Below are 23,761 nucleotides of genomic sequence, written 5' to 3'. Positions count from 1 at the left end.
CATTAAGCCATTTTTATTAAACTTATTTAGTCGGGTTTGTACGACTTGTTAAAAGTATAGTGGAAATCTCTATATCTGATCAAAACAATCAGGAAATTGATGCCAGAACTACGCGGCGATCAACAACGCTCCAAGGAAAACTTAAATCGAATCTGTATTTATCATCTTCGTATAATACGCGGTCGTAAAAACCTAGTTCTTTCTCTATGAATGACTTGCGAGTCAGCATATCTAAATAATACTTGCGGTGGCTTCTCAGGACCTTGCGGCCGACATGTGATAATGCCACACCAAAGGCTGGAAGGATTAATAGAATCAATAAATGGTGATAAGTGTGCATGTTACCCCTCATTAATGCGGCAAAACCAGCAAAAATAATCGCATTAAGTGCAAAAAAGAACCTGACACCATTCCAAACGTCGTTGTGCAGTTGCCTTACCATTGTGAGGGTTTCGCGCCAAAAATCAATAGCGGGCTTATCAAGGTCGGTGATAAATGATTTTAGATTTTGGTCAGACATTGTACCTCCTTATGTGTGTCGAACAAGTGAATGGATTAATCTGAATATCATTTAAGTTGGTATGATACCCAACCCAAACGATCAATTTTATACCACCCCATATCATTCCTGTAAATCCGGGTAAACCCTTAGGTTTGCATTTTTGTTCTTCCCGGGTTGGATTGCTGGGGAGGGGGTTTCTTCTTTCGTAAGGGTCTTGGAGGCCATCTCAGTCATAGATTCTGGAAATATGCTTTATCGGGATTCTTTGTGAATTGTCTTGGATAACGCAACCTAATCCCTAATCATAACCAAAATAACTTTCAATTATTGAACAGTATTATAGACAAAAATTCTTCTGGAGCTCTTTTGAACTTCCTCGTTTAGTTGGCCTACATATTTTTACAATCAATCTGTCATTAAGCAGATTTGAATTTCGTACACCAGTATATAATTTTGGTTTTTTAACATGACTTGGGTACAAGGTTTTGTCTGTTAAAAATGGAAACGCTCTTTTGTCATGAGTACAGATCAATTGGCATTTAGAAACAATCACTATTGCAATTAAATGGGGATCATCAAAGTCTTTTAAACCCCTAATTGATGCATCTTCTTCAATTTCTTTTTGAATTTCATCAACTTCATCTTTAGATAATTTTACCACTTTCCCAGCGATGTCTAATTGTAATATAATTGCACGATATTTTGCGCTAATTTCTTGGCTGTATTTCGATCCTCCTATGATCATTTTGCCTTTACCAATCATTATCCATTCTAAAACGGGAACAAATTCTTCGTGATCAGAATTCAACTTTTCAAATACAGGAGATAAAGAACAGGTATCAATTATTATGCACATTTAAAATCCTAGAATGTCGAGTTCTTCTTTAATGAAAAAATCTCTATAGCCAGTGGGTTGGTTATCTGGAAGATCTCCGTTATCATTTATTTCAAGCTGATAGGCCTTATTCCCATTATCAGATCTTTCAAAGAATAAGATTTGGGAATCAGGAAGAGATTCTTTGTTATCTATTTTTCGATAGTTAATTCGAAAACGATTAATCATGTAATCACTATGAGTTTCTATAAGGAATTTTTTCTTTTCAGTCTGTGCAATCTCAAAAAATGTATCGCCCAAAGCAGCTTGTGCTTTAGGATGTAAATGAACTTCTGGTTGTTGGATTCCAATCCAAGACCCTTTTGGACGCATGAAGGATTCTACGATGACGGGTAACGATTGAGAGACACCATATCCAACACAACAGATGCTAATTTCATTTTTCCCTATCACAACATCAAGTTCAAATGGGGCTGTATTTTTTTTCCCGAATCGATTAACTTTTATTCCCTTGTATAGCCCACTTCTTAAACCAATCCTATTTATGTAATCTAAAAATTCCTTTGACTCTTTTTTATCATCCATTATTTTATTGATTATGTAAGGTGTATGATCACCTGCACTAGAAAAATTCATCTTATATGCATCATATGTTCTTCTAGGTTTAGTCCTAATTGGAGCAATCCAAGCTATTTCAGTTCTAAAAAATGGCAAACTAAAAGAAATGCGCTGTGGCCTTTTCGGAGGTTTTTCAAGTAGAATATCCTCTATAATAGAGCTCAAAATAGGGACTGGAACTTCCATTGCTAAATCAATCTTTAATAAGCTAAAACCTGTTTTATCTGTATGATGTTCCTCTGACCAATTTAAATAGATATTTTCACAAAAATCTTCATAATTTTTAATCTTTGGAAAGTCTCTGAATTTATATTTCACAAATTTTTCTGTTAAGCGAACTCTAATAATTTTATTCCCATGATTATAAGTGTAAACTTGAAGACGAGGTAAACCATCTTTTTTAATGAAAGTCATCATGAAAGAGTTCATTTTCAGATTGTCTTTGTTCTTAATTGGACTTGTACTTATCAAACCAATAGTAAAATATTTTTTATTTTTTGAATTGACACTAACTATATCACTAAAGCGAATGAAGCCTAGATCATTAAAATCAAAGTCTTGTGACATCCAAAATTGAGATGACGATAGTAAACTTATTAAGCCCAAAATAGAGGTTTTTCCAGTGCTATTTTCACCCACAAAAAAATTCACATCTTTGATTGGTATTAGCGTTTTTGTAAATCCTCGGAAATTATCAACATAGAGACAGATCATTATTCATTCCTTTGATGAAAAAGTCTTAAACACCTTAAGTCTAAAAAAGGTCACTCGAAATTAGTGATATAACTTTTCTATTCCCATAGAATCAATACTTTATTTTAAATATATTTTGATCTTTTTAATTACATCATTTTTAAAATAGTAAACAAGATGTAATCTCAGAATTTTTATTGGTAGAATGATAAGATTTTTGAGTAAATCAATCGGCCCGGCATTCATATTATATTCTGTATGCCTCATTTGACATTATTTTAGAATCTAAAAGCGCATCGAGTGAACTCTTTTATGAAATTGTTTTTAAGGTATTTTTTTCGATATTTTGAAAATTGAGTACCTTGAAAGGGCTGGACATAACCAGTTAATCAAATCGATCTGGACATCATGTGATTTGGAATGATATCCGACCCGAAAAATTCATTCCACCCGAAAAATTCATTCCACTACCCATTAAAACTACGCCACATCCAAATAACCCGGCCAACGCATAACCGGAGCCAGTCAGATTCAACCACAAGCCGTGGTTGATACTTGTGGTTCTCGCTCAACAATAAAAATCCTTTGGCTTTTTCAAATTTTCGAACTCGCTTAACGGCCAGATTTTTAACACCGCCATCTTCTATCGCTATGGCAAAGACCTTGTTGTCTATAAATTCCCGGTCATCTTTATCGATTATAATGATCGAATTTTCAGGAATTAACGGTTCCATGGAATCTCCACCTACCCTGGCGGCCACAAGTGTGTGGTTCACTCGGTGACCAAGCTCCGGTATGTAGACCACTACTTCACTTGTTGGGGTTTCATATTCATCAAATGCCGATCCGTTTGACCAAGCCGCAAGGCGACCGGAATCTAAAAGTGGAACCCCTTTGTAATTTGCAGCATTTTCTTCAAGGAGTTTCTTCTCTTTGCTGGTATTGGTCTGGACTATGAAAGGGGTAGGTTTTTGAGAAGGTGGTTGTTTCCCTTCAAAGAGCCTTTTCCCGTGCTGGAGAAAGTCAAGGTAATCATATCCTAAAAAATTTGTGATTTTTAACCTGAAGGATTCCTTCATTGTTCGTCTTCCGGCAAGGAAGTCGTTCAAGTGTTTAATTTCAATACCAGTAGAAGTAGCTAAAAAGGTTTGGGAACCCCTTTCTTTGTCACTCAAATATTCCTGCACGGCTTTTCTAAAATAATCAGCGGTTTCCATACTTAATCCTATAAAATAAAGGATAAAATTAGACAATCCTAAAAAAAACAGGAAAAACATGTTGACTTATCCATAAAAAAACAGGATAACTATCAAAAAGGAGCCAACATGAAAAGATTACCAAATGGAATACTTCCACAATTCGAACAAAAGACCGGAATTCAGGCCAAATTTATCAGCGCTTATTTATCAGACAAAGACCCTGTCAAGCCTGGTAGAAAACGGTGCATCTTACTTGAGAAGGCCAGCACTGAACTCGGCTACAATTTCACTGCCTCCGACTGGATGTTCCACCCAGAAAGAATCAAAGCCGCCCTTCATGCCCCAGCACAACTCGAAACCAAGGAGCCGGAAACGTGTCTAAGAAGCTAAACAAATCGACAGAAAACATTTCAATCTCTCTTCCTTCATGGTTGATCGAAGTTCTTGATGAAATCATTGAAGACAAAGATTTTTCAAGATCAAGTTTCTGTAAGCGTGCGATCAAAAAATATCTCCTTTATCAAATTGAGGACCCTATCCTTTGGGGAGAAATATACAAATTGAAGGTAGAGAAGTCCAGATAGCGAATAAGTTTTTCTAATAAACAATATTAACCATTTAAAAAGGGCTTCGGCCAACTTGGGGAAGCGAACCAAAGCCCGAAAGGAAGAAAGAATGAAAAAGGCAATCACAGGAATTTTGGTTTTTATCGCACTGATCGGGCTTTCGATGCTCGGCCAGGACAGTGACGATACCATAATATTCTATACCGTTAATACTTCAGGACTGCTCATGTTCCTGGGCGGGGCTGGTTTGGCTTGCTTAGTGAGCAGGAAAAAATAAGGAGATCAAATGAACGTCCCAGAATTTAAAAACATTGAAGAGATGCAGGCCTTTCTTGATCAGGAAAAAACGGCCGGTGCAACAATTATCCAGCCGTCAGACCTAACACCGGTCAGCTATTACCGGCCGGTCGTGGAATGTGTCATGCTGGACGCGGATGATGTCTACTGTGCACAGAAAAAATTCAGGGTTAAATATTCCGGCCTGACCAAGCTTGGGAATGCTGCCGGTGTTGAATGGCTGCCTGACGATACCTGCAGGACCGACAACCGGAGTGACAAGATGTATGTATCCTTCCGCGCGGTGGGTGGGATTCGAAAGAATGACGGCCGGATATATCCCATGAAGGCTGAGTATGATCTTGATCTTGAAATCATCGCGGAAGAAATCCGAGATTCATACATGAACAAAAGGGATGATAAATACAATAAAAACAAAAGCGATAAAGAGTTCTCCGAATATGCTGAATTCTGCATAAAAAGAGACGTCATCCAAAAAAGGAAAAGAAAGCTCACCCTTGCGGAGTCTGGTGCAAAAGCCAGGGTTTTAAGATCGATTCTGGGAATTAAAAGCCAGTATGAAAACATTAACCTTGTCGTAAATATGCCATTCTATGTGGTCCGGTTTGTCCTGGATCACAATAATCCAGATATCAAGAGTCTTTTTCTCAGGGTTGCAGAGAGGTCTATGGCCGGTCTTTACGGAGAGCAGTCAACACCTAAAACCCTGCCGATTCCAAACGATGTTGCGGAAACCATAGACCTTGATCCGGAACCAGGGCCAGAACCGGATGAGCTACCGACAGAAAGAGAGCAGTTCATTGCGTACGATGCCCATACTCAGGGGTCAATATTGCTCCAGCTGTCCGGGAAAGTTGAGTATGACATTGATAATTTCTTGAAACAGTCAAAGGTCAGCAGTCCAGACCAGCTAAGTGAAACAAAGAGACTTCAATTCTATGATTTTTTAACAGAGGGAGATTAGCATGATAAAAGTGTTGCATACAGCCGATTGGCATTACCGGGATAATGACCACGACGAGATTGAAAAGTGCGTGGATGCCATGATCAGTTCCGCCCGGGAGGAACAGCCGGACGTGATTATTATCGCCGGAGATATCACAGACAGTCAGAACCTTAAGCTTGACTCCAGGTCAGCCAAAACCATTTGTCGGCAGGTATCGGAATTGGCCGACATTGCACCGGTGGCTATCATCATCGGAACACCGAGCCATGATGGGAAGTCAGCGGAGATTTTGCGGTTTATTAAAGGGAAGCATTCTATCCATGTAAGCGAAAAACCCGAGCAACTGTGTCTTTCAGGTGGGGGCCTGTACACAGAAGGATCGGGTCTTTCAGATAAGCTTATCGAAGCTGTTATCACCCAAATACCTACACCAACCAAACAATATTTTCAATCAGAATTTAGCATTGCCGAATCTGATAGAGAAATTGCCAACGCACTAAGTACCCTGTTGGGAGCATTCGGTGCCACAGCCAGCCAGTTTAACTGCCCACACATTCTATCCGGACACTTCCAAATGGGAGGGGCCTTCATCTCAGAAACACAGCAGCTGGTGGGGCGTGACATCGAGGTCAGCACCGATCAGATAGCCATGGCCAATGCCCATGTGGTTTGCCTGGGCCACATTCACAAACAGCAGGAAATGAAAGAGAATGTCTTTTATTCCGGTTCCATCTGGCGTCAGAATTTTGGGGAAATGGAAGACAAAGGGTTCTATTACCATGACCTTTGTATGAATACCCCGAGCCGCCTGTATGACTCAACCTTTGTCCAGGTCCCCACCCGCAAATTATTAAAAATATTTGAGAATTTTATTCATGCAGATATCCAGGACCTGGACATGGTGATTCAAACTTACGGGCCGGAGGATATTGAAGGGGCCTACATCAAGATTGAGTTCAAGGTATGGCAGGATGAATCAGGCAAGATCAACCAGGCCGAGCTTGAAAGGTCCTTCCTTGAGGCCGGGGCCTTGAAGGTTGATATTAATTTGATCAGGGTACCCCGGGAAACGGTGCGGTGCGCAAAAGTGCTGCAGCTCAATACCCTGAGAGAAAAGGTTTCGGAAATGGCTTCGCTCAGATTGGAAGAAATCTCAGAAGAGATTCTGGTCAAGGCGGATCTGCTTGAAAACGTTAATGAAGATGACCTTATGAAGGTTGTGGGGAGGGTAAATTAATGAAGATTCATAATATCAAAGTACGCGGTGCCATTGGTTTTAAAAAAGGCTTGGGGGTAGATGAGATTGATTTGGACCTTTCCAATCTTTCCGGGTTGATCGCCCTGGCCGGTCCCAATGGCCATGGCAAGACCACTCTCCTTGAGTCGCTTTCTCCTTTTCGGACATTTGCTTCCAGGAGCGGGGCCTTGAGACACCATTTCTTTCTTCGGGATTCTTTCCGGGACATCTCTTTTGAATATTCCGGGGACCTTTACCGGACCCTGGTTAAGATCGATGCGGATACAGATCGTTCCGAGGGATTTGTATGGAAGAACAATCAACCCCAGGTGGATGGCAAGGTGACAAACTATAATAATTACCTGGTCAATCTCCTGGGTACCGCTAACCTGTTTTACAATTCCGTTTTCTGTGCCCAGAACTCAGCCAAAATATCAGACATGACCACCGGACAGTTAAAGCAATTGTTTGTTGAATTCCTCCGCCTGGATCGGCTGGCCGGGTATGAGAAAACATCTAAACAATGTGTTGCCATCCTGGGTTCCCTTTTAGGGATCGCAGAGCGCCGGGGTAACAATCTTGAGGAGCGGTTAGAGAGATTTCAGGACACCGACAAAGAACTTGAAGACCTCCGCATGAATGAAACCGGTATCCTTTCTTCAATGGAAACCACCAAACAGTCCATCATCAAAACCGAAGTTGATATACACGTCCTTATTCAAACATCCCTTCGGAACGATGATTTAAACAAAGAACTGTCCGGGATTCGAGAAAACATAGCACTCATGCAGAATTCAGCGGATAGACAGAAAGTTCAGGGCACAGAGAAAGAAGCTTATTTCAACCGGGAGACAGGTGTTGTGGATACCGGTATCAGGGAGTGTGAAAACATCTTGAAAGACCGTGATGAGATCGAAAAGGCATCTGATACCATTGTTGATATTGACGGCAAGATCGATGCAGAAAATAAGCAACTGGATGAATTGGCAGGCCAGAGGCAACGGGCAACCAATGAATATCTGGTCATTTCTGAGCGGATTAATAAAGCCCGACTGGATATTGCGGAGAAGGGCAATTCAACAGAGATCCAGGCTATGGAAAGGGCAGGGCGAGACATGCTCCGGGATATTGATGAAAAGGTCGCCAAGATTGATCAGCTTAGAGCGTCATGTCAGAAAGCCTTGTCTACATCAGAAATGATGACGATTGAATCAGAAATCAAGTCATGCCGGAACCAAATGCTCCTGCTTGATCAGCGGGACCCGGCGTGTCAGAGCGAGACATGTTCTTTTATTCTGGCTGGCCTGGGGGCAAAGAAGCAGCTGCCGGAACTGGAGGCTGAACTCGAACGATTAACAGCAGATGGAATTAAGGCAGTAGAAGACATTGAAAAACAAATAAAGGCCCTTGAAGCTGAGGTTGTTGGTCTTAAATCGGCATACGGAAAACAGGCGGCCGATATCGTCACCGCTAAGAATACTTTGAAAACGGAATTGTCAAAGCTGCAGGCCGGTTTGAATCTGGATCAAGAAAATTTGACGGCGATAGCAATCCAGGGCCAGGGCATGAATAAAGATATTGAGGCCATTGATGCGAAAATAAAGGCGTTAAAAGAACAGAAGATTCAGACTGACATACTGGCAAAAAAGAGGCCTCAGCTTGAAGTGTCCGTTGCCAGGAATGCGGAGCTGATCCGGCAGAGGGCGGCCATTGAAGATGAGAGAAAAGCATGGTTTGCCGATCATGGGAAAAAAGCAGATGAGATTCAGGGCGCAATTAAAGACCTTCAAGGCCAGTTGGTCATTGTTGAGGGTAAGATTATTCCCAACATTGATGAGGATTTAAAGAACAAAAGAACTGATCTGGAGACTTTTAAGAAGGATCTTACGGCTTATGAAAAAGAAATAACAGACCTTAGAACTGCCATATCCAAGCATGTGGCAAGCCTGGAGGAAAGGGCAAATGCCCAAAAAGAACTGGAAGGCATCAAAGCGGAAATTGCCTCATTAAAAAAAGACATGTCAGAATGGACGTATCTCAGGAATTCTTGTGGGAAAACCGGACTCCAGGCCCTGGAGATTGATGGAGTTGCACCCATGGTTACCGGGTACGCAAACGATTTGCTCAGTCAGTCCTTTGGTCCCAACTTTTCCGTGAAGCTCGTCACCCAGGACCCGGAAACAGGCAAGGAGGTTTTGGATATAGTTGTTCTCCGGGGGGATGGATCAGAGACTTTGCTTGAAAACCTGTCGGGCGGGGAAAAGGTTTGGATTCTAAAGTCCATACGCCTTGCCATGACCTTGGTATCAAAGGAGAAGTCCGGTCGTAATTTTCAGTCGTTTTTCAGTGATGAAGAGGATGGTGCCCTGGATGGAGAAAAGGCTTTGAACTTTGTGGGGCTGTACCGGTCTCTCATGACCACCGGTGGTTTTGATACCTGCTATTACATCTCTCACAATCCGGATGTTGTGGCCATGGCTGATCATCAGATCCGGTTTTCCCGGGAAGGGATCAAGGTGGCGTAATGAAATGCTGTGAGACTTGCGATCATTATAAAAGAATGGATGATTGGTCCGGTTGTTGTCGCCAGATTTTGACGGCCATTGGAAGCAATCTGGAATCTTCGATAGAAGATATGTGTGTGCCTGCAGATTTCCGGTGCTCTGAATATGCTCCGGCAGCTGTGGAGGTCACATCGGAATGACACTCAGAAAGCATCAAGTCGAGTTTAGCAATGTGGTTGATGGTATCATTGCCGGTTCGGATGCGCGGGTTATCACTCTTTCCGTTACCCCGGGTGGTGGAAAGAGTTTTATCCCGGTGGTGGCCGGCAGGCTTATTGAAAAGCACAAGGCGGATGCCCTTGCTTGGGTGGTTCCCCGGCAGGCATTGCAGGATCAGGGCGAACGGGAATTCATAGATCCGTTTTCCAGACAGCTTTTTAATCATAATCTGACCATTCGGTCTGCAACCAATGATGTTAATCCCTGCAGGGGCACAAACGGTTTTGTGACCACTTATCAGGCCCTGGGCGTTGATACCGGGAATGTCATTTCCAGGGAATTTTTAACCAAAAGATATATTTTGATCCTGGATGAATACCATCATGTGGAGGAGGGGGGTGTCTGGCATAAAGCCTTGCTCCCCCTTTTTGCAAAGGCCGCATACATCGTTTTGATGACCGGTACTTTGGAGCGGGGGGATGGAAAACCAATCGCCTTTACTGAGTATCGGGGTAACAGGCCGTATTTGGATAATACGGATAATAGAGTCGTGATCAGATACAACCGGCAGGATGCCCTGGAAGAAAAGGCCATCCTGCCTATTTCGTTTCATCTGTCTGACGGGCAATTTGCCTGGGAGGATCAGGCAGGGGAAAGGAAGGCAGCTGACAGCTTTTCCGAAACAAAACCCGAAGACCGGGCGGCGGCTCTTTACACTGCCCTGAATACTGATTTTGCCGTTCAATTGTTACGGGAATGCCTCTATCACTGGCGGCAATCCAAAAGGACCAACCCCGGGGCAAAGTTGCTGATTGTTACCGCTGATTACAAAGGGGCCCAGTCTGTGACGGAAATGTTACAGAGGGCTATGTGTATGAAAGCCGAAATCGCCACCAGCCACAAATCAAAGGAGGCGGCCGCCGCAATTAAACGATTCAAAAGCCCTGATCTGGATATCCTTGTTACCATAGCCATGGCCTATGAAGGTTTGTCTGTCCCACCGGTCACCCATATCTGTTGTCTGACTCAAATCAGATCAGTCCCCTGGATTGAGCAGATGGTGGCCAGGGCGGTGAGGATTGATCCGGCAGCCGGTCCTTATTCCAGCCAAAGGGCTCATGTGTTTGCACCCAAAGACCCCAAGTTTATGAAGATCGTGAAGCGGATCGAACGAGAGCAGATTGCCGTATTAAAACAAAAAACGGCTTCCCCTGGGCGTATAGAGGCTCCAATACCTGGTGGTGATGGGGAGGGGGGAGGCTGTCAGGAGATCACCCCGATTGGTGGAGACATGACCGGTACGAGTGAGCATTTTGTGGGGATAGATCCTCAATTGGATATTTTCCAACCCGCTGTAACAGGTGCTCAAATAGAGACCGTAAAAGAGAAGGAAATTCGCATCAGGCAGGAAATAAGCGCCCATGTGAACCGCTTTGCTTTTGAGCACAGGTATAAGCCCCAGAAGATCAATTCAGAGCTTAAACAGAAGATGGGAAAGCCCAGGGAGTTGCTGGATCTGGCAAACCTGGAATACCTCTTACGGTACGTCAAACAGTATTACCCGATCGAATACCAAAGCACCCTTAAGGACCCGCCCCCTGGCGTGAGTCTGGGCAGGGCAAAACGGAAAAGAGTTTCTACCAAGGTGGTGCCATGGAAAGGCAGCAGAGAAGATCGAAGCATGAAGTTGGCAATGGATAGGGAGATGGAGATGATGGATAGGAAACAGGTTTTTATGATGCATAGTTCGTTCTGAGGAGAAAAATGAATAAAGATTTCAGACTTTCCGTTACGCTGCCAACGCATCCCAAGACTATTAAATTAATGCGGAAGGCGGGGGACAGGGCTTTTTATAATCTCATTAGATTGTGGACATTTGCTACCCAGAATCGGCCAGATGGCAATCTAAAAAACATGGACGTTGATGATATAGAGATTGCAGCAGATTGGCAGGGTGATGAAGGTGCTTTTGTCGGGTATCTTGTTGAGCTTCGGTTTATCGACCAAACTGATGGTGGTTATATCATCCACGATTGGGTTGAGCATAACGAATATGCTTCACATGCAGAAGACAGGTCTAAAAAGGCAAAGAAAGCTGCCCGTGTGAGATGGGAAAAAGAAGCTGAGAGGCAAGCGGATAAAGCCTTTCAGGAAGATTCCAAGACCACTGAGAATGATAATATAAATGCTAAAGCATGCCCTGAGCACATGCTAAATGATGCTAACCGCAATGCTAAATCATGCTCGGAGCTATGCCCTTCTCCTTCTCCTTCTCCTATTCCTTCTCCTTCTCCAAAAGAAGATACTTCTTGCCCGGAGCTACCCGATAGCTCCAGCCCGAAAAAAGAGGAGCCTGTTTTAAAAATTCTTTTGATTAACCGTGATGGTGAGTTTGAGGTTTTTCAGAAGGACGTTGATGAATGGCAGGATACTTTCCCTGGCGTTAATGTCCTGCCGGCACTAAAGGCAATCCGGCAGTGGAACAAAGACAATCCGAAAAACAGAAAAACATCTGGCGGTATCCGGAAGCATATAACCGGCTGGCTATCCAGGGAACAAAACAAGGCTGTCCGGGAGGGCAAGCCTATGGCCCAATCTGTCGATAAAGACAAGATTCTTAAGGGTTTTCGCAAAAAATCCAAGCAGGAACTAAAATTACTTTCAGAGGCTGGGAATATTTATGCTTTTGAAATTTTGAGAGAACGAGGTGAGGCGATTCAACCGAAGACAAAGACCATGGAGGCACGATGAATATTTTGACACTCGATTTGGCAATAAAAACAGGCTGGGCAACTTTCTTTGATCATAAAATTTCATCCGGTGTTCAGGAATTTGGATTGGCAAGGGGAGAATCTGTCGGGATGCGGTTTTTACGTTTCCGGGCCTGGCTGAAAAAAATGGCTGAGTATGCACCCGGGAAGATTGATTTGATCGTGTATGAGCAGGCCCACCACAGGGGAGGGGCAGCAACCCAATTGTGTGTCGGTTTGGTTACGGATGCCTTGGCTTTTGCTGCAGATATCGGAGCTGATACCATGCCGGTGCATACTGGGACCCTGAAAAAATATGCGACTGGAAAAGGAAATGCCGGAAAGGAGCTTATGAAGCTTGCTGCCAGGGCAAGGGGATACAAGCCGGTCGATGATAACGAGGCGGATGCCTGTATGCTGCTTGAATATGCCCTGGAAGACTTGAGGGTTGAGAGGGTTGCATGATGGAGAAGTTTTTACCAATGGCCATTATGCTTGAGAGCTTTGGCGCCTGTATCCTGTATTTCATCTGTCAGAAATGGGGAACCGGTCTTTACTGGCTGTCGGCAGGGCTATTAAATTTTACCGTAATTTTTTTAATTCCGGGAGAGTGAATTGAACATGAATGCAAATAGTGAGACAAAATCTGGAGAAAAAGTTTGTTCAAGGTGCAGTGAGAAGAAGGCTTTGAGTAAATTTTATAAGAATAAAAATTCAAAGGACGGGCATCATCCGGCATGCAAAGTGTGCATGTATCCTGGGGTAAAAAATCCACGGAAAACGAAATATGATCCGCTTGAAAGCTTAGCAGGATAGGGAAACAGCATGTCAACAGATTCGTTTGTGCGGCATAAATCGTGTGGGGAATGTGCAAAGCTCAGGACTGCGCTTTGTGTCAGGCCGGACTATTGTGTTGGTCATGGATATTCTGATTTTTCCAGGTCAAAACCTTGGAAAAAATGCGAGAAGTGCGGTGGTCCCATGCGACGGATCAGGACGGACCCGAATTTGTCTGAAACTGTAACCAAGACTGAAGTGGTTTGTGCGGATTGTGGCTGGTATGGGGATGATATGCGGGAATGGATACCGCGGGGGTATAAGAAAAAGAGGATGGATAGTGGTTGAGGATGGGGTGATATAATTTATCAAAATAAATCGTTATATGCGAAAATAAGGGTAAACCATTAGGAAAAATATTTCTAAAAGGCTAAGCAATTAGGAAAAAAATTCATCAAAATATTACATTTATTTCTGAGAAAAAAGTAAAGAAAAAGCTGTAAGTGCTATGTATGGGCTTCTTTGGTGAATTTAAGATATGGCATGAATATTGCTAAGTAGTTAAACATTAAACAAGCCAAACCTGTTATGAGGCAGGGACGGAAAGCCGATAGGGTCTCATGGGGAGATAGCCTGGTTGCAGATGAAAACGGAATTTCTGTTATATAAGAGAGGGGAAAGGATGAAAAAAATTATTACGCTGTTCTTTGTTTTATTATTTTGTTCAAGCACTGCATTCGCTGATTACATCACCGAGACGTTCAACAATGGGGACTCTTTAAGTGCCTGGGGTGTAGATCGAGAGGCACCTGAATCCTTTGGAATTGTTGGTAATGAATTACTAATGGGAATTGATGAAACAAAAACTACCGCCGGCTTTTACAGTACACAGGGAATGCAGAAAGATATCGGCCAGTCAACACTTCTGTCCATTGACATGTATATTGACAGCGCTTGGACTGACGAAGGAAGATATTCAGGTCTCTGGGGAGTAGGTTATGATACAACAGGTACTCTGTCCTCATATCCAATTCTTGAATACGCAGTAACTAATGGGGTCGGTGGAGTACAATTTTGGGATGGTTATTCTGGATGGGTTGTGCCCCCTTCAAACACCTTCTCTACAGATGCATTTAATAACTTTAAATTCATCATTACTGCAGCAGGAGTTGAGAATTACATCAACGATGTCCTTGTGTTTACAGATAATGCAACGGACACTATATACATGTCATCTGTTATTTTAAATGCAAAGAATACAGGTATCGACTACACAGCTCGTTATGACAACTTGACTTATGGCACAGCCCCAGTACCAGAGCCAGCCACCATGCTCCTCTTCGGTCTCGGCATCCTCGGTCTTGCAGGCGTTAACAGAAAGAAAAATGCATGAAATTGACAAGACGACAAAACCATTTTCGCTGGATAATGATGGTAGGCGTTTAGGAATTGAACGGCGGATATTTTCATATTTTGATTATTCTCCAGAACGAAGATCCGGTGAAGACAGAAGATCTGGTTTTGATAGACGTCTTAAATTAAGATAGCTGGTATTACAATAAAATGGGCAGGGTCATTCATTTGGCCCTGCCCATTTTATTTATGTGCTCCATACACCCTGCCTTTCGATTGTACTATATGAACCAAAACCATCATCTCAAGCCATTCTTCCTGATTAACCCATTTATATAACAAACACGATTAACAAACCGTACAAATAAGTCCATCTATCTTCTTTCTCCGTGGAATTCCCAAATCCACCGGTCAATCAATTGCCCTCCAGTATTAAATCCCGGCATAATCCCAATCATGAAATGTCCATTTTGCAAAAAATCAGACCTGAAGGTCATAGAGACAATCGGTTGGCTTGAGGATAGCGTTCTGAGAAGCAGGAAGTGCAAGATTTGCGGGTTTTCTTTTTCGACAACTGAACGAATTGACACGATTGAGGATTATCAGGAAAGGGTGCGGGAATATGAGCAAAGCCAAACAAGTTAGGGCACTGTCACCGCTTCAGCTACTATTTTGCAAAGAGTATATTATAGATTTTAATGCAACTCAGTCTGCAATCCGGGCCGGATACTCAAAGAAGACAGCCTATTCACAAGGTCAACGGCTGTTGAAAAATGTTGAGATACAAAAAGAATTGGCAAGATTGATGGCAAGCCGCTCAAAACGCTTAGATATTACAGCGGATCGTGTACTTCTGGAACGAGCGAGGTTGGCTTTTTATCAAGTAAGAGACCTATATCATGAGGATGGTACGCTTAAAGATATCCTTGAAATCGATGATGACCTGGGCGCAGCAATCAATGAGGTTTCCATCGGTGTTAAAACCGTGAAGAATGAAAAAGGTGAAGATCAGCAAAAGCATTACATCCGCAAAATCAAGATGATCCCAAAAGACAAATCCCTTGAAGCCCTTGAAAAGCATCTGGGCACCTATAAAAAAGACAACGAGCAGAAAGGCAATGCTGATCTGAAGACTAAGCAGGAATTCATGGAAGCCTTACTGCAATCCATTGCCAAGTCTGATAGAGGATTGCCGAAAGAATGATCCCGGCAACCCATCAAGCTGATCCATGGGATGATCCTTCCGATATCCTGGTCCCTCTGGATGATTTTGACCCAAGGCTTAATAAAACAGAGAAAGAAGAGAATCACCCGTTTGAAAACATGACCCCGGAAGAGCTGGTTGATGGTCTTCATAACAAATGGTGGCGCTTAAATCATCTGTATTACATCATCAACAAGTTTGGCCAGCGCGTTCTCTTCCAGCCGAACAAGGAGCAAGCCGAGTTTCATCACAATAAGTGGTTTATGAACCTGATCCTCAAGGCCAGACAGCGGGGATTCACGACACTGATTGATATCTCATACCTGGATGATGCTCTTTTTTACAATGACATTGAGGCCGGAATTATTGCTCACAACCGGGAGGATGTTTCAAAGATTTTTCGTCGGAAGATCTTATATCCGTATGAAAATCTACCTGAAATGATAAAAGGTTTTCGCCCGACAAAGTCAAAATCAAAAACGGAAATCGAATTTAATAACAATTCAATTATCAGCGTCGGTACTTCTATGAGATCAGGGACGATCAACCGGCTGCATGTTTCAGAATTCGGTAAGGTTTGCGCCAGATACCCGGAAAAAGCCCGGGAAATTGTCACCGGCGCGTTTGAAGCAATTCACACCCAGACCGGGGAATGCCTTTTTACAATAGAATCAACAGCCGAAGGAAAGGGCGGCTATTTCCATGATTACTGCAAAGATGCTCAAGACCTCCAGTTAATTGGCCGGAAGCCAAATCGGATGGAATTCAAGTTCCATTTCTTCCCCTGGTGGGACAATGATGAAAATGAATTATCCACGCCGGTACCGATTACGGCTTCAATGGTCAAATATTTTGAGGAGGTTGAGGTTAAAATAGGGGTTAAGCTCAAGCCTGAGAAAAAATACTGGTACATATCTAAATGGAAAACTCTCGGTGAGGACATGAAACGGGAGAATCCTTCCACTCCAGAAGAAGCCTTTGAACAATCTGTCAAGGGTGCGTACTTCTCTCAACAGTTTATTGCAATCAGAAAAGAAAAGAGAATTTGTTCTGTCCCATATCAGAAAGGCATCAGCGTTGACACTTGGTGGGATCTTGGGATGAACGATGTCATGGCGATATGGTTTACCCAAGACATTGGCCGAGAGGTTCACGTCATAGATTATATGGAGGATTCAGGAGAAGGCTTTGATTACTACAGGGCCGAGTTGGACAAGAAAGGATATCTTTATGGATACCACAATGGTCCTCACGATCTATCTGTCCGGGAACTGGGAAATAAAGGCAAGAGCCGATGGCAGGCTGCACGGGAAATAGGGATTTATTTCAATCTTATTCCCAGGGTTTCAGCGAAGATCGATTCAATCAATTCAGCCAGGCGCTTCTTAGCCATCTGCTGGTTTGATGAAGAACGGTGTGAGAAAGGTCTGTCCAGGCTGGAGAATTACAGGAAGGAATGGAATATACATACGGAATCCTGGAAAGATCATCCCCTACATGACATCAACAGCAACGGTGCGGACGCGTTTCAGACATTGTCTATGGGGCATGGCTTCAAGCCGTCCATGGGTGCGGCAATACAGGTACAAAAACAATCATCAGGAGGGTGGACGTAATGATAGAGTTCAAAACAAATCAGCAGCTGGACGCAGAGGAAGCCGCACAATTACAAGCAGAAAAAGACGCAAAGGACCGGCAACAAAGATCTGTCGTCACGTCCCTGGCCGGGTATGTCCGGGATTGCTGGGAGGCATCAAAAGAAGCAAAACAACCGATTGAGAAGGTGATGATTGATTCTTTGCGCCGGAAAAATGGCATTTATGATCCTACAAAGCTTGCAAAAATAAGAGAACACGGTGGATCTGAAATCTTCATGATGCTGACAGATGAAAAGTGTTCTGCCATTTCGTCCTGGTTGTCCGACATTCTGTTCCCTGCGGATGATAAGCCATGGGGAATAAAACCGACACCGGTACCTGATTTGCGGCCGGAACAAGTCATGAAAATAAAGCAGCAAATTGTTGCTGAGGCACAGTCAGACATCAAACAAGATTTAATGATCCAGATGCAGGCAGGGCAGATACAGGGAGAAGAACAGGCCCGGCAATTTATGTTGCAGGCAATGCAGGCAAGGCTTGAAGAACTCAGTGGAGAAATCAGGTCTGAAATGGAGAAGGTGGCCAAAGAAGCCCGGGATAAGATTGAAACAAAGCTCCATGACGTCGTGACAGAATCAGGGTGGAAGAAAGCCGTAAAAGAATCCCTTGACGACATTGCCACCTTTCCGGCCGGTATTGTGAAAGGGCCTGTCTTGAGACGAAAGAAGAAACTCAAATGGGTAACCCCGCAACAAGAACAAGGCCAAAGCCAGGGACAACTTGATGCAGGATTTCAGGGGAAAGAAATGCCCATGGTCCAGGTCACAAACGAGACTTGCATAGATTTCAACCGGGTGAGTCCCTTTGACATTTATCCCTTACCCAATGCGCGTACACCAGAAGACGGCATAATAGAGCGACACCGACTGACAAGACGGTTTTTGACATCATTGATTGGTGTGCAGGGATATGATGAGGATGCCATACGAATGGTTCTGGCCGAATATGGCAACTCGGGCCAGTCAACCTGGTTATCGATTGCCAATGACCTAACCCGCCAAACCCTTGAAAACAGGCCGAACGAATGGCGGTCCCCGGAAACCATGATTGATGCGCTTCAGTTCTGGGGCAATGTCCAGGGGTTAAAGCTTTTGCAATATGGCATGAGCCCGGAAGAAGTAGAGGATCCCTTTGCTGATTATTCGGTTGAGGTTTGGTTGATCGGGCACATTGTCATTAAGGCTGAAATCAACGGTGATCCCATGGGCCGGGTGCCGTATAACTTTGCATCTTTCAGGAAAAGAAATGGGTCTATCTGGGGGGCAGGAGCACCGGAAGTTTTTAAAGATGCACAGGATGCCTGCAATGCAGCTGCCAGGAATTTGATCAATAACATGGGGATAGCGTCGGGTCCCCAGGTGATGGTGGACGTGTCTCAATTGCCGGTTGGTGCGAATGTCACAGATATGTACCCCTGGAAACTCTGGCAGGTGAATAGTGAGAGAGCCATGGGTGGGTCATCCAAACCACCGTTGAGCTTCTTTGTTCCTCCATCAGTCGCCAAGGAATTGATAGAGGTTTATCAGTTTTTCAGTGCCGAGGCAGATAACAAGACGGGGATACCGAAATATTCCTATGGCGGTGAAGCCAAGGGTGGCGCCCTGGGCACTGCAACCGGATTCTCAATGATGATGGGCAATGCCGCCCGGGGAATCAAAAGTGTCGTGGGCAACATCGATGAGGGCATTATCGAACCGACGATTGAAAGAACGCATGAGTTTCAGCTGCTCTTTTTCCGGGATCCGGAATATTACATTGGTGATATCAAAATCATTGCCCGGGGATCTTCCACCATGGTTGCCAAGGAGCAGGCAGCTGTCCGGAGGAATGAACTGTTACAGATTGTTGTCAGCAGCCCGGACGTTCTGAGTGTCATCGGTGAGGTAGGCCTTGCATCGATGCTGCATGACATCTTCAAGGCGGCGGATTTCAAAGATAACGATATTGTTCCGGACAAAAAGGAAATGCTGAGGAGGGAAAAGCAAAATCAGCTCCTCATGCAGCAACAGGCCCAGATTGAACAGGATGCAGGCCAGCAACCAGGCAAAGGCAAACAGACTGACCCGGCTGGGAATGTTGCCGGTGGTCGGGATGCGAGGACGGTTTAGGATATGAGCATAAAATAAAGGAGACTGAGCAATGGCATACATCGATAAAGAAACAACCCTGGGTGATCTGAACCGGATGGACCGAGATAATTTTGCGCATGTGATGAAACGGGATGCAAAGACCTACAAGTTCCAAACGGCCAAAGCTGCCCGGCTATTCATGGGTCAATGCGTGGATAAGATTATGCGGAAATGTGGCATAAAGATCAGGCCAGGCATGGATGGAAAAAGAATTTCAAGGCTGATGGCTTCCCGTAAGGTCAAGGTTGAACATCGAGTCTATGACGAGAAAGAACCCTTGTATCAAACAGGACTGTTTATCTATGATAACCTGGAGATTGCCGGGTTTGTGTCCAGCCCATTCAAACAGGAAAGTGAAATAGATCTTATCCCGGCTTTCTATATCCGGACAACGGTAAAGGGGGTGGGGTGATGGAACTCCATGGCGGGATGAACTGCTCGGACGCGGACAACCGGACAGTCAAAGCCCTTGCCAGGTTACAATTCAATGAAGAATTTAAAACCTATACAAAATTCCTTGAATCCTCCCTGGATACATTGCGGAGGAAAAACGACACCTTGACCGGGGAACTGTTAAAATGGAATCAAGGCAAATGCCAGGCCCTGCAAATCATTCTTGATCATCCCTGTGTTGCAAGTAAAATACTAAAAAACTCGCCATAAAATCAACATCCTCCCTATATAGCCCTATGTAGGGAGGCCTTTCTTGTCCATTCCAAAAACTCCCTTTAAAGTTGCAGTTATCGGATACCTTGCACAATCGGTGCAAGACCCACCAAAACCAGTGATACCCGCAAGGGCCACGAAAGGAAACACATGACATTACCAGATGCAGTACGAAAAGCCGCTGAACGATCAGAGGCGATTCAAAAACAGCTAAGAGAAGGAAAACCCCAGGATCAGCCAGGGACACCCCCACTTGATGGGGACCCTCAGCCAGGTCAACGGGATACTTTGCCGGAACAGGTTGTTCAGCAGACACAGAAACCCGTAGATACTCCTGAACCGGAACATTACAAGGACAAATACCTCACGCTCAAGGGAAAATTTGATGCCGAGGTACCGCGACTCCACCAGGAAATCAGGAACCTGCAATCATCCGTGTCTGAGCTACAGACAAAAAACGCACAGCTTACGGAAGCTGGCAACAACCAAAATGTAAAAGATCCCACGGTTGATGAAGGGGACCCGCTTAATCCGGATGATTTCACCCAGTATGGTGATGACTTCGGAAAGCTTATCAATACTATCCAGACTCTGCAGGCACAGAACAAAGAGCTGACCGAACAAATCAGCCAGATATCCGGTGATGTGTCAAAAGACAGGGAAACGGACGCTAAAACCAAGTATGAGAATTACCTGTCCCAGGTGAAACAAGCCATTACCCAAAAGGGTGAAAGCTTTGATGCTTTGAACACGGATCAGAATTTCCTTAATTTCTTGAGGCAGTTTCCTGAACATGAGTTTGAATCGCGTCATGCAAAGCTGCAAAGGGCAGAAGCGAACCGAGACCTTCAAGCGACCATTGAGATCTTTGATGAATATTTAGGCAGTCAATCCAAAGAGAAACCACCTGATACGCCAAAGCCAAATATTCAACCAGCCCCGAACAATACCGGGACAGACCTTAATCCACCCACACAGCAGAGTGCCAGGACGTGGACACGGAAACAAATTGCACAGTTCTATACAGATAAGGCTGCAGGCAAGTTCAGGGGCAGGGATGATGAGGCAAAGGCGCTTGAGGCGGATATTTTCCTGGCCCCAACACAGGGGAGGATTGTTGCCTGATAGGAGATTTCTATCATGGTATATCCCATTGATGCGAGCTTAGGCTCATACGATACAAATTCCGGGTTATCCGGTACTTACATCCCTGAGATCTGGTCAGGGAAGCTCATTGAAAAATTTTACATGGCCACCGTGTTCGCCGCTATCAGTAACACTGATTATGAGGGTGAAATTACCGCATACGGCGATAAGGTTATTATCAGGACGGTTCCGGATATCACCATCCGGGATTATGAAATCGGTCAGTCCCTGAAATATGAAAAGCCCCGATCCGACAATGTTGAGCTGCTCATCGATCAGGGTAAATATTACGGGGTTGCCATCAACTCCGTTGAAAAGAAACAGGCTGACATCGATTACGTTTCCAAGTGGGCGGAAGACGCGTCCGAGCAGATGAAGATTGAGATTGACGGGGACATCCTGTCTGACGTTCCGTCTGATGCGAGTGCATACAACGTTGGTGCCACAGCCGGTAAAATATCCGCCAATATCGATCTTGGTGCAGCCAATACGGACGGGTCTGATGCTGAACCCCTGTCAAAGACTACCATCGTTGACAAGATGGTGGCATGCGGCCAGGTCCTCACCGAGCAGAACGTTCCCCAGACCAACCGGTGGTTTGTTATTCCGGCCTGGGCATCCACCCGGATCAAGACGTCTGAACTGTCCGAGGCCAGTTATTCCGGTGATGGCGTGTCAATGAAGCGTAATGGCCGGATAGGGGTCATTGATACGTTTGAGATTTTTGTATCCAACAATGTCCTGTCCACCCTGGAGGGATCCGTCACTTGTTACAGTTCTATTTTCGGTCATAAATCAGCACTGACCTTTGCCAGCCAGTTGACAGAGAATGAACTGATCGACAACCCGGATGACTTCGGGAAGCTCATGAGAGGGCTTCAGGTTTATGGTTATAAAGTGATCAAGCCTGAATCCATGGGCCATCTTTACTGCAAACCGGCTTGATAATTAAAGGGACCCGATTAAAACCCGGGTCCACTTAAACAGGAGAAAACGACAATGAAATTCAGGAATGTAAAGAGTCTATTATCTCAGGTTTTGGAGATCGCTGACTTTACGGACAACACGAATACCACCGGTTACATCGACTTTGACGCCCCCTTGCCCGTCGGAGCAATCCCCCTGGGCTGGAAGGCGACTGTTTCAGAAGGCTTCGCCGGAGACACAACCGCTGTTATGCAGGTGGGTATCTCTGGTGATCTGGATAAATACTCCGCCAATACAGCACAAAGTGTCCTTGCTGCCGGGGTGGTCGGGTCCCTTGCACTTGCAGCTGATGCTGTTACAGGGTTTTCAGCAGCAAAGACACCCAGGGTCACTGTAACCGGTGGGGCAGATTTTACAAGTATCGTAACCGCTGGCGGTGGTTCGATGGTTGTTGAACTGTTTTATATCGACACAAAATAAGACAAGGCCCGCTACCTTGTGGAGGGTGTAAAAAGCCCTCCTTATTCAAAAGGAGATTTGAACAATGAAGTTTTTGAAGAACGTTAAAACCGGTCAGGTTATGCACTGGAACAAAAGATTAGCAAAGAAAAAGGAGATGGTCCCCTGCGAGGCCCCTGTTTCTAAAAAGAAAGTTGTACCGGTCACAGACGATGGGCGTGACACAAAAGGAAACGGGTTGATCTCAAAAGAAAAAGGAGAGGAGCTGGTTCAGCAATGGTTTGGCCGTGATGTTTCCAAGGTAACGAAGAATGATATAAAAATTTTTGCCATTGAGAACGATGTTGATGAACTGAAGCCCGAATGGACAAAGCTTGAAATGGTCACAAGACTTGCCACCCTGCTTGGCGATAGCTTTATGCCCGCTGACAAGGAAGAATAGAAGATGACAACCACGGGGACAGCATTGTTAAGCAACCTGGGTAAAATTCTAAACGATCCGGATGGGGATATTTGGGATAGTGATCTGAAGGTTTCTTTTGTCAATGAGGCCCTTAATATGATCGCCTTATTGCGGCCTGATGCCACAGCCGTTACGGCATCCCTTGAATTAACCGCCGATACGCCAAAGCAGGTGATCCCGGCCACGGGCGTTCGATTGCTTGATGTCACCCGGAATATAGCAGGCAGACCCATCAGACGGATAACCCGTGAATTGTTAAATGATTCTGTCCCCGGGTGGACCATTGAAGAGACAGCTACGGCCATTGAACACTTCATGTTTGATGCTGAAAACCCGAAAGGCTTCTTTGTCTATCCAATGCCGTCGACCACCCTCTCCGTTGAAATTATCTATTCCGATACCCCTGCAACATTTACGGCTGCATCCGGTAACATTGGAATATCTGAAACATTTCTTTCTCCCGTAATGGATTATGTCCTGTACCGGTGTCTGTCCATGCACACGGAAGGGGCTGACTTTGGCAGGGCTGATGGCTATTTGAATGCGCTTTATACTGCCCTTGGGGTTAAAGCGAAAAATGATGCAGCGTTAATGCAGGTGCAAGGAGCGTAAA

General features: G+C 44.5%; 24 protein-coding genes and 1 riboswitch. Of the genes, 20 read left to right on the top strand and 4 right to left on the bottom strand.

Features of this window, described 5'->3' with window-relative positions; translation table 11 throughout:
* Positions 1-88 precede the first annotated feature (88 nt).
* From Q1Q15_RS03465 to Q1Q15_RS03450, 4 genes are all read right to left on the bottom strand, one after another.
* Positions 89-520: a hypothetical protein gene (locus Q1Q15_RS03465; RefSeq protein WP_300456680.1), complete on the bottom strand. Its 432-nt coding sequence runs from the start codon at positions 518-520 to the stop codon at positions 89-91.
* Between the two features lie 319 nt (positions 521-839).
* Entirely contained in the window at positions 840-1,358 is a 519-nt protein-coding gene (locus tag Q1Q15_RS03460; RefSeq protein WP_300456677.1) for a hypothetical protein, read from the bottom strand.
* Positions 1,359-2,669 carry an AAA family ATPase gene (locus tag Q1Q15_RS03455; RefSeq protein ID WP_300456674.1) on the bottom strand — a complete coding sequence of 437 codons (1,311 nt, stop codon included), beginning with the start codon at positions 2,667-2,669 and terminating at the stop codon, positions 1,359-1,361.
* A 446-nt stretch (positions 2,670-3,115) separates the two neighbouring features.
* Positions 3,116-3,865: a S24 family peptidase gene (locus tag Q1Q15_RS03450; protein ID WP_300456672.1), complete on the bottom strand. Its 750-nt coding sequence runs from the start codon at positions 3,863-3,865 to the stop codon at positions 3,116-3,118.
* A 108-nt stretch (positions 3,866-3,973) separates the two neighbouring features.
* On the opposite strand from Q1Q15_RS03450, the gene Q1Q15_RS03445 reads away from it, so the two are divergent.
* The 20 genes from Q1Q15_RS03445 to Q1Q15_RS03350 all read left to right on the top strand — a co-directional run bounded on the left by Q1Q15_RS03445 (position 3,974) and on the right by Q1Q15_RS03350 (position 23,760).
* Positions 3,974-4,237, top strand: a complete 264-nt coding sequence (locus Q1Q15_RS03445) for a hypothetical protein (RefSeq protein WP_300456669.1) — start codon at positions 3,974-3,976, stop codon at positions 4,235-4,237.
* Positions 4,238-4,522: 285 nt separating this feature from the next.
* Complete coding sequence (locus Q1Q15_RS03440) at positions 4,523-4,690, top strand: hypothetical protein (protein ID WP_300456667.1); 168 nt, start codon at positions 4,523-4,525, stop codon at positions 4,688-4,690.
* Between the two features lie 9 nt (positions 4,691-4,699).
* Positions 4,700-5,674: a hypothetical protein gene (locus Q1Q15_RS03435; RefSeq protein WP_300456664.1), complete on the top strand. Its 975-nt coding sequence runs from the start codon at positions 4,700-4,702 to the stop codon at positions 5,672-5,674.
* A 1-nt stretch (position 5,675) separates the two neighbouring features.
* Positions 5,676-6,893 (top strand): metallophosphoesterase, encoded by a 1,218-nt coding sequence (locus Q1Q15_RS03430; protein ID WP_300456662.1) that lies wholly within the window; start codon positions 5,676-5,678, stop codon positions 6,891-6,893.
* Positions 6,893-9,418 carry an SMC family ATPase gene (locus Q1Q15_RS03425; RefSeq protein ID WP_300456661.1) on the top strand — a complete coding sequence of 842 codons (2,526 nt, stop codon included), beginning with the start codon at positions 6,893-6,895 and terminating at the stop codon, positions 9,416-9,418. The genes Q1Q15_RS03430 and Q1Q15_RS03425 overlap by 1 nt, the downstream gene beginning before the upstream one ends.
* A 175-nt stretch (positions 9,419-9,593) precedes the next feature.
* Complete coding sequence (locus tag Q1Q15_RS03420) at positions 9,594-11,372, top strand: DEAD/DEAH box helicase family protein (protein WP_300456659.1); 1,779 nt, start codon at positions 9,594-9,596, stop codon at positions 11,370-11,372.
* Between the two features lie 8 nt (positions 11,373-11,380).
* Positions 11,381-12,367, top strand: a complete 987-nt coding sequence (locus Q1Q15_RS03415; protein WP_300456657.1) for a hypothetical protein — start codon at positions 11,381-11,383, stop codon at positions 12,365-12,367.
* The gene (locus Q1Q15_RS03410) at positions 12,364-12,831 is read left to right on the top strand and encodes a hypothetical protein (RefSeq protein ID WP_300456655.1); all 468 of its coding nucleotides are present in this window, start codon (positions 12,364-12,366) and stop codon (positions 12,829-12,831) included. Before Q1Q15_RS03415 ends, Q1Q15_RS03410 begins: the two co-directional genes overlap by 4 nt.
* Positions 12,828-12,980 (top strand): hypothetical protein, encoded by a 153-nt coding sequence (locus Q1Q15_RS03405; RefSeq protein ID WP_300456653.1) that lies wholly within the window; start codon positions 12,828-12,830, stop codon positions 12,978-12,980. The genes Q1Q15_RS03410 and Q1Q15_RS03405 overlap by 4 nt, the downstream gene beginning before the upstream one ends.
* Positions 12,981-13,709: 729 nt before the next feature.
* Positions 13,710-13,788: riboswitch (cyclic di-GMP riboswitch) on the top strand.
* A 37-nt stretch (positions 13,789-13,825) separates the two neighbouring features.
* On the top strand, positions 13,826-14,536 hold the full coding sequence (locus Q1Q15_RS03400) for a PEP-CTERM sorting domain-containing protein (protein ID WP_300456651.1): 711 nt from the start codon (positions 13,826-13,828) through the stop codon (positions 14,534-14,536).
* A gap of 582 nt (positions 14,537-15,118) precedes the next feature.
* Positions 15,119-15,700 (top strand): terminase small subunit, encoded by a 582-nt coding sequence (locus Q1Q15_RS03395; RefSeq protein ID WP_300456649.1) that lies wholly within the window; start codon positions 15,119-15,121, stop codon positions 15,698-15,700.
* Positions 15,697-17,316 (top strand): hypothetical protein, encoded by a 1,620-nt coding sequence (locus Q1Q15_RS03390; RefSeq protein WP_300456647.1) that lies wholly within the window; start codon positions 15,697-15,699, stop codon positions 17,314-17,316. The genes Q1Q15_RS03395 and Q1Q15_RS03390 overlap by 4 nt, the downstream gene beginning before the upstream one ends.
* Positions 17,316-19,466, top strand: coding sequence for a hypothetical protein (locus tag Q1Q15_RS03385; RefSeq protein WP_300456645.1), 2,151 nt, complete (start codon positions 17,316-17,318; stop codon positions 19,464-19,466). The genes Q1Q15_RS03390 and Q1Q15_RS03385 overlap by 1 nt, the downstream gene beginning before the upstream one ends.
* A gap of 31 nt (positions 19,467-19,497) precedes the next feature.
* Complete coding sequence (locus Q1Q15_RS03380) at positions 19,498-19,899, top strand: hypothetical protein (RefSeq protein WP_300456643.1); 402 nt, start codon at positions 19,498-19,500, stop codon at positions 19,897-19,899.
* Entirely contained in the window at positions 19,899-20,150 is a 252-nt protein-coding gene (locus tag Q1Q15_RS03375; protein ID WP_300456641.1) for a hypothetical protein, read from the top strand. Before Q1Q15_RS03380 ends, Q1Q15_RS03375 begins: the two co-directional genes overlap by 1 nt.
* 153 nt (positions 20,151-20,303) lie before the next feature.
* Positions 20,304-21,278 carry a hypothetical protein gene (locus Q1Q15_RS03370; protein ID WP_300456639.1) on the top strand — a complete coding sequence of 325 codons (975 nt, stop codon included), beginning with the start codon at positions 20,304-20,306 and terminating at the stop codon, positions 21,276-21,278.
* A 15-nt stretch (positions 21,279-21,293) separates the two neighbouring features.
* The gene (locus Q1Q15_RS03365) at positions 21,294-22,244 is read left to right on the top strand and encodes a hypothetical protein (protein ID WP_300456638.1); all 951 of its coding nucleotides are present in this window, start codon (positions 21,294-21,296) and stop codon (positions 22,242-22,244) included.
* A 54-nt stretch (positions 22,245-22,298) separates the two neighbouring features.
* The gene (locus Q1Q15_RS03360) at positions 22,299-22,706 is read left to right on the top strand and encodes a hypothetical protein (RefSeq protein ID WP_300456636.1); all 408 of its coding nucleotides are present in this window, start codon (positions 22,299-22,301) and stop codon (positions 22,704-22,706) included.
* A gap of 64 nt (positions 22,707-22,770) precedes the next feature.
* The gene (locus Q1Q15_RS03355) at positions 22,771-23,127 is read left to right on the top strand and encodes a hypothetical protein (protein WP_300456634.1); all 357 of its coding nucleotides are present in this window, start codon (positions 22,771-22,773) and stop codon (positions 23,125-23,127) included.
* Positions 23,128-23,130: 3 nt separating this feature from the next.
* On the top strand, positions 23,131-23,760 hold the full coding sequence (locus Q1Q15_RS03350) for a DUF6682 family protein (protein ID WP_300456632.1): 630 nt from the start codon (positions 23,131-23,133) through the stop codon (positions 23,758-23,760).
* The last annotated feature ends 1 nt before the right edge of the window (position 23,761 follow it).

The sequence above is a fragment of the Desulfobacula sp. genome, from assembly GCF_030145145.1.
Taxonomy (GTDB): Bacteria; Desulfobacterota; Desulfobacteria; order Desulfobacterales; family Desulfobacteraceae; genus Desulfobacula.
The sequence above is the reverse complement of the archived record's forward strand: the minus strand, read 5'-3'. Positions and strand labels throughout refer to the sequence as shown.